Consider the following 7,748-nt stretch of genomic DNA (forward strand, 5'->3'; position numbering starts at 1 on the left):
AAGGGTTTAGTTTTTCATTCGGATCGAGGATCCAATTATTGTTCGTACGAAACTCGAAGGTATCTGTTAAATAATAAACTCAGAAGGAGTAATAGTAGAAAGGGAAATTGTTGGGACAACGCAGTCGCTGAGTCCTTCTTTGGTTCTCTGAAAAGAGAAATGGAATATAATTACTTTTATAAAATTCAAGAAGCCGAAGAATTACTTTTTGATCATATAGAGGTTTATTATAATAGACACAGATCTCATTCGTCATTAGACTTTGTGAGTCCTGTGCAATTTGAAGTAAATGCTGCGTAAAAATGTGTCCAATAATTCGTCACTAGGTTACTCGCTTCTATTGGCGCTTGACAGATCACGTTTGAAACTCAACACAACTCTCTTATGGATCGCGTTGTAGGAACTAAGTTTTACAGAAGATTTGTTATAATTCTGATAGATTAATTTTGAGATACAATACTTGTGCGTAAGGTTATGATAGGAAGCGTTTTGCTGAGTTTGAACGCGACTCGGAAAACTCAACGAATGTCCTCTAAGGATCGGCATTCAGGAAGCGTTTTATTGAGTTCAAGAAGCGAAACGTTGAATTTTTCGAACGCTCCTTTTAGGAACTGAGATTGAGTTTTACAAAAATGTGGGAACTACTAAAAATTTAACGAGATTAGAACTGCTCGAAAGTTCACAAATGCGATCTAATTTGTGGAAAACTGCTACAGTCAATTTTGCAAAGATACAGAAATTCTCAAAAGTTGCGCCTAACATAGAATTATTGGTTTTTTTGAAAAAGATCTACATTCTAATTTTTTGAATAAGCTCAAGATAGTTTTATGTTCATGTGTTTGAGTAATAGTTGGGAGACCCACAAATTGTAAAAATAGTCCTTTTTCAGAATTGAAATCAATTAACATGAATTTGATACAATAAATCTATTTACAAAGAGCCAATTTCAAAAATTTAAAACGTGGAAACTTATACACGAACTCTCTAGTCACAAACGGAAATGCCTTGAAAGTAAAATAGGGCACAATATTTTCTTCCGCACTTAGGAGAATTAAAGATGAATTGGAAAAAAATCGTCTTCGGCTTTTTAGGAGCTTTGGTTTTATTTTTACTCTATACGATTTTTGTTACAGAAAAAGGGATCCAGTCGATAAACCCCACCACAAAGTTTAAACGAGATTATGGAAAAATTGCCGAAGAAGCTTCGAAAGATTTACAAACGTATCTTAAAATTCAAACGGTTCGAGGAAATGAAAAACAGGCGGTTTTATTTTTAAAAAGTCTCTTTGATAAACGAGGAATTAAAACCAGAATATTTGAAGTTCCTGGAAAACCGGAAAGAGCGAGTATCATGGCGGAGATCAAAGGAACAGATCCAGAAGGTGGTTTGATACTTACAAATCATATCGATGTAGTAGAAGCCGATCCAAGTGAGTGGGATGAGGCGCCGTTTTCAGGAGTAAGAAAAGGAGATAGAATTTACGGAAGAGGGGCCGTGGATATGAAAGGTCTGGGAATCATGGAGTTATATGCTTTCTTTTTGATTCATGATTCTGGAATGAAACTTAAGAAAAATCTAATGTATCTTGCAGTTGCCGACGAAGAAAGTCGTTCCGAATTTGGGATGAGGTTTTTGATCGCAAATCATAAAGAAATTTTTAACGGTTATGAGTTTGTTCACAATGAGGGAGGAATCGGAACCAAAGACGTAGTTGTAAAGGGAAGTAAAATCTTTAATATTCAACACGCAGAAAAAGGAATTATCTGGTTGGATCTGAAATCAGAAGATATTTCCGGACACGGAAGTACTCCGCCAATACAATATGCAGCTTTGAATCTCATCGACTTTCTCAGTGAGCTTAAGAAGATGAACGAAGTTGTTATTATCAAAGACGAGACCGCTTCGTTCTTTTATCAAATGGGAGAAGTAAGCCCTTTCCCCAATTCATTTGTATTAAAAAGATCTCGGAATCCGTTATTAGGAATCGTTCTAAATGGAGTGATTCGATCAAACAAACATCTAAGAGCTATGACTAGTAATACCGTAAGTATAACCGGAATTGATACTCATCAAGCAGGTATAAACGTAATCACTTCAAAAACAGAAGGAATGGTCGACATAAGAATCTTACCTGGTTTTAGTGAAAATGAGATCTTTGAAAAAATAAAAAAACTCGCTGAAAAATATAGAGTGAAAGTCAGTGCGAGACATTTAGAACCTGGAACGATTTCGCCAGTGGATTCAAAATATTTTCAAATTTTATCTGGAGTTGTTCAACAAGTGGTTCCAGGTTCGATCGTAACTCCTTTTTTATCTCCTGGAACTACGGACTCATCTTATTTAAGAATGGCCGGATTTAAATGTTACGGTTTGATTCCAGCGCTCATGACTTCGGAAGAAATAGATGGAATACATGGTAAAAATGAAAGTACTACGATTGAACATTTAAAAACAGGAATTGAAATTCTACATAGAACGGTTTTAGAATTCAATAATGCTCCTTAAAGTTCTTTTAGAGTTACTTCAAGGTGAGAATTCATGCCTTGAAGTAACTGAGGATTGTCCCAAAACATTAGAAATGTAGAAACCCCTACGAAATTCATTACTAGAAATGCTGTTTTGAAAATCTCAAAGTGGGCCTAATAAAGCAGAACTGCTAGTAGTAACTCCAATGATTTCAAGTTAGGTGAGATAAGAGTTTTTATAAAAGAATGCATAACGTGCTTTTTGATACCTCTTCTTCACGCGATTCTTTCGTCTACTTTTCAAACCAGATCTTCTTAAAAATGAACGCTTTTAATAAGAACCTGTTTTTTTAAAACGAGAAATCTTTTAGGATGTTTCCAAGTGTAAGGAAGTGCTTTTCGATTCTATTGAAGTATTTTACAATAGACGTATTCTTATCTACTAAATATTAAGTCCAGATAAATTTTAGGACTCCGAGTTTTTATATTAGAGTTGTTGAAAATTCCCTAGTTCCGATTAACAAAACTGCTTTAATTGCCCGTTTCCATAAAATAGAAACAGATGGAGAATTAATTTTTCAACAATTCTATTATTTTTTATATATGACGACTTTTCACAGAAAATTGCTCTTCGGTTCTACTTATTATTTTATCCCAAAATCTCCGCTGCCAATTCATTGATAACGACGAATAACTTTTCGAGATCGCAAATGAATCATAGAAAAGCGAGAAAATACATCGCTTTATTTTTCGGATGCGGTCGTATTCTAGTTCGTTTAGTTTCTCTTTCTAAAAAGAAAACCTAAGAGCGCAGAATCTAGAACAGTATTCAATCAAATTAATTTCAAAAGATCAAAAAAGAAATTCTTACATAAAGAAAAAGATTTTTAGCACATCTATCTTATGGAGTGTACTATAACTTAGAATGGACCTCAAAACTTTAAAATACTCATTATGAATTTAAGTAGGAGTTCAACCATTTTCAGACGAGCTATGATTTTGCTGTGTCACAAAACAAACAAAAAGAAACTGTGAAGACAAAACAAATCAAGATCCAATCTTAGTAACATGCAAGATCCGGAACAATTTTCAATTGAGTCAATTTTACAAAGACTAAAAGAAAGATTTCCAACCGAAGCGGACGAAATCAGCTCTTTCTTCGATTGGGATTTGGTTCATAAATTCACGGTGTTCTTAAAGGAAAAGAATGAAGCGGGAGGATTTTTTTCTAAAAGGGATTCAGAAGAAATTTTAGATCGGCATGTTCTCGAATCGATTTATCACGTTTATCGAATTACAAAAAAAATAGGATCTTGGAAGGGGACGCAGCTTGGAGATGCGGGAACCGGACCAGGAATTCCTGGATTTTTTTTTCGTTGTCTCAAAGAACATCCGATTGTCGTTTTAATTGATTCTCAAAAAAGAAAACTTTCACATACTGAAAATTTTGTTCGATCCAATCAAATTGATGGCGTAAAATTTCAATTCATCCGAGCCGAGGAATCTAAATTATCTTTAAATTATGTCACATCTCGAGGTTTTATTCCCTATCCTTATAGTATAGAAGCGATTTGTAATCTTTTAAAGATAAATGGAACTTATGTCCCATTTTTAGGAAAACATGATATGGATACAAATTTAGAGAAGAAAGTTCTTTCTTATTCTGGCTTTAAATTGGAATTTTCAGAAGATCTAGTTCCTCTTGAATTTTTAGGCATGCGACATATTAAATTCTTGAAAAAGGTTTCTAGCCCAAGGCATGGTTATCCAAGAGCTTGGAAGGAAATTAGCAAGGAGAGTAAGGGCGCAAATGGGAAAGATCGTATCGATTAGCAATCAAAAAGGTGGTGTCGGAAAAACGACAACTTCTATCAATCTCGCGGCCAATCTTGCTTCGATTGAAAAAAAAGTTTTAATTATAGATATGGACCCGCAAGGAAATTCCGGTTCTGGTCTAGGACTTGAGATCCATAAAACTAATAAAACTTCGTATGAATTATTGTTAGGTGAAGCTTCCGTAAATGAGTGTATTCAAAGAACGAACGTTTCTAATCTTCATATCATTCCTTCTAACATCAATTTAAGCGGCGCAGAAGCAGATTTACTTGCAGAAGATCAAAGAGAATATAGACTCAAAAATGCAATTTCCGATCTTCGGACAGAATACGATTATATCTTAATCGATTGCCCGCCTTCGTTAGGAATTTTGACAATCAACGCGTTATGCGCTGCGGATAGCGTGATGATCACTCTTCAAACCGAGTATTTCGCTTTGGAAGGGTTGACTCAGTTGATGAAAATTATTTCTCTCGTTCAAAATCAGCTCAACCCTTCTTTAGAATTAGAAGGAGTTCTTTTGACTATGTTTGATAAAAGAACCAACCTTGCAAATCAAGTTGCTGAAGACGTTAAGTCTTATTTTAAAGACAAAGTTTATACTACGATCATTCCAAGAAATGTAAAGTTAAGCGAAGCTCCTTCTTTTGGGCAAACAATTCTAAGTTATGATCCAGAAGGAGTAGGTGCTCAAAGTTATAGAAGCCTCGCTCTGGAAGTTGCAGGGAAGAATTAAAAATGGCACTCAAACCCAAAGCCCTCGGAAGAGGTCTTGGAAATTTAATTCCAGTTAACGAAAGTAAAACTCCTATCGATTCTTCTTCGGAAGGTGCGCTTCGTGAAATAAAAATTAGTGAAATTCGCCCAAATCCAGGACAACCTAGAAAAACTTTTTCGGAAGAATCTTTAAAAGAACTTTCGGAAACGATTAAGGCACACGGAGTCATTCAGCCGATCGTAGTAAAACAGTTAGATTCTGGTTACGAAATCATTTCTGGGGAACGTCGTTATCGAGCTTGTAAACTTGCTGGCTTTATTAAAATTCCTGCAATCGTCAAAAATGTTTCCGAAAACCAATCTATGGAAATGGCGATCATTGAAAACATTCAAAGAGAAGATCTAAATCCAATCGAAGAAGCGATCGCTTACAAAACTCTTTCTGAAAAATTAAATTTAAAGATCACTGATATTTCCGCTCGCGTTGGAAAAAATCGTTCTACAATTTCTAATTTAATTCGTCTTCTTCAACTTCCAGATGTAGTTCAAGACCTGATTAAAAACGGTAGAATTTCGGAAGGACATGCAAGGCCACTTTTGTCTTTAGCGGATCGAAAAAAAATAGAACAACTTGCTTATCAAATTGCGGAGAAAGGTTTAACTGCAAGACAGGTTGAAGAATTAGTTTCTAATATTTCGGAAGGACGTTCCTCTATTCCGGAAAAGAAAAGATCCCGTAAAGACGTAAACATAGTCGAACTAGAAAACAAATTTAGAAAAAAATATTCTATGAAAATTGAAATCGGTCATAATCAAAATTCCGGTAAAGGTAAAATGACGATTGTTTATCCGAACTTGGAAGCGATGGAAAAGATTTTAAACGCTTTGGGTTTGTAAGAATGAAAGATTCTGAATTGGATGAAACAAAAATCATCTTATAGAAAGGGTAGATAAAGTTTTGCTGGATTATTTATTTCCTATTTTAAGTTTTATTAAGTTGTTCAAAGATTGGGAGCCAGCTATTAGCTTTATACTTACTTCTTTGATCGTGATTATCGTCCTACCTTTATATTTAAAATCGCCTTTGTTAAAAGAAAGAAAGATGGATTCCTTTTTTTATCATTGGATCGATCTATTGATATTAATTTTTATTCCTTTGCTGTTGTATATTAAACTGATGGAAGAATATGGCAAATATGATGAAGGTAGATCCATAATACTCGGTTTTGTTTTGAGTTTGATATTTATTTTCTACATAGAATTGACTTCGCGTATTAAAAAGGTTCGGTTGTTTTATTTTTTTATTCTTGCTTGTAGTTGCGCAACGTTGATCAGTTTTATTAGTTATTTTGGTTTTATTATTAGTTTTATTAAAAATTCGGAGCCGATTTTGAGCTTTATGCTCACTTCTTTGATAGTGATTATTGTTTTACTTTTATATTTTAAATCGCCGCTAAAAAAAGGGGAAACTGAAAAACACTTCAGCTTTTTATATCATTGGTTTGATCTATTGATATTAATTTTGATTCCTTTGCTATTGTACATTAAATTATTAGCGGAGAAATATAACAAAGATGATGAAGAGGGATCCATAATACTCGGTTTTGTTTTGAGTTTGATATTTATTTTTTACATAGAATTAACTCAACGTTTTACAAAAGTTCGGTTGTTTTATTTTTTTATTCTTGCTTGTAGTTGTGCAACGTTGATCAGTTTTCTTTATATACCATTGAAATTGATTATTTTTTATAGAATTGATTACGCGTTTTAAAAAGGTTCGGTTATTTTTTTATCATTGCTTATGCAATTTTAATCAGTTTTTGTTTCCTAATAGAGTAAATATTAAATTTTTATTTATCGTAGATTCTGTGTAGGTTTTTAAAAAATTTTTTGGGAATTTGTCCCAACTCACAAAAGTTGTGGTTCATCTTGATTGATAACACTCGGCGTTTTATCTTGAAATAAGGTTTTGTAGAAAAAATTTGCAGTACTTATTTTATGGGAATCAATATTGAATTTATCCCAAAACTTCAAAATGTGGGAGTTCACACAAAAATTTAACAATATTAGAATTACTTGAAAGTTCGCAAATTACCAAATGTGATGTGACGGTTTTTGTAGAAACTATTGTGTTTTATTAAGAATTTCTAAAGAACTATCACGTAAATTCTTCGAGGTTTTGGGATAGACTCATTACAAATTACAGTAGTTTTTAATTACCGAATCATTAGAATCAATCTGGTTGTCTGATTTTAATTTGTTGAATTTCCCCACTTAGTATCTTATCTATTTCATCTAATGTTATTTGAAACCACCATTCAATATTTTTAATGTCATAATAACTAAAAGTAAAAGCATTTTCTATTGAATCATAACCACCTAACCTAGTTACGTAAAAACGGACACCTTTTACTCAGCGAATGAGGTAAAGGTGAATATGAATAAGAAAGGAAAATACTCTCCGGAGTTTAAAGAACAAGCAGTCAAGCGAACACTTTCTGGTTCGTTTACGATAAAAGAAGTAGCAGGGTCACTTGGAATCAGCTATTTTGTGTTACGACAATGGAGGGGAGAATACTTGAAAAAATCAGAAGATCAGCTTCCACTTACGGATAAACAGTTAAAAGAAAGTGAAGAACTGAAAAAGCTTCGGAAGGAAAATCTGAAACTGAAAGAGGAAGTTAATATCCTAAAAAAGTTTGCCGCCATGCTTTCCCGCGAACAAAATC

6 protein-coding genes and 1 pseudogene are annotated in these 7,748 nt (G+C 33.7%); all 7 read left to right on the forward strand.

What is annotated here, in order from left to right:
• Positions 1-300, forward strand: a 300-nt coding sequence (locus tag BW942_RS20540) for an integrase core domain-containing protein (protein WP_000585552.1), incomplete at its 5' end; no start/stop codon positions are given.
• Between the two features lie 757 nt (positions 301-1,057).
• A complete protein-coding gene (locus tag BW942_RS20545; RefSeq protein ID WP_001104117.1) occupies positions 1,058-2,506 on the forward strand; it encodes a M20/M25/M40 family metallo-hydrolase in 1,449 nt (482 codons plus the stop codon).
• A gap of 1,028 nt (positions 2,507-3,534) precedes the next feature.
• A complete protein-coding gene (locus BW942_RS20550) occupies positions 3,535-4,299 on the forward strand; it encodes an RsmG family class I SAM-dependent methyltransferase (RefSeq protein WP_001153932.1) in 765 nt (254 codons plus the stop codon).
• Positions 4,277-5,038, forward strand: coding sequence for a ParA family protein (locus tag BW942_RS20555; protein ID WP_000516556.1), 762 nt, complete (start codon positions 4,277-4,279; stop codon positions 5,036-5,038). Before BW942_RS20550 ends, BW942_RS20555 begins: the two co-directional genes overlap by 23 nt.
• 2 nt (positions 5,039-5,040) lie before the next feature.
• A complete protein-coding gene (locus BW942_RS20560) occupies positions 5,041-5,916 on the forward strand; it encodes a ParB/RepB/Spo0J family partition protein (RefSeq protein WP_001185518.1) in 876 nt (291 codons plus the stop codon).
• A 61-nt stretch (positions 5,917-5,977) separates the two neighbouring features.
• Entirely contained in the window at positions 5,978-6,790 is an 813-nt protein-coding gene (locus BW942_RS20565) for a hypothetical protein (protein ID WP_000888192.1), read from the forward strand.
• 666 nt (positions 6,791-7,456) lie between these two features.
• A pseudogene (locus BW942_RS20570) lies at positions 7,457-7,748 on the forward strand (transposase); the annotation flags it as partial.

It is taken from the genome of Leptospira interrogans (genome assembly GCF_900156205.1).
Taxonomy (GTDB): domain Bacteria; phylum Spirochaetota; class Leptospiria; order Leptospirales; family Leptospiraceae; genus Leptospira; species Leptospira interrogans.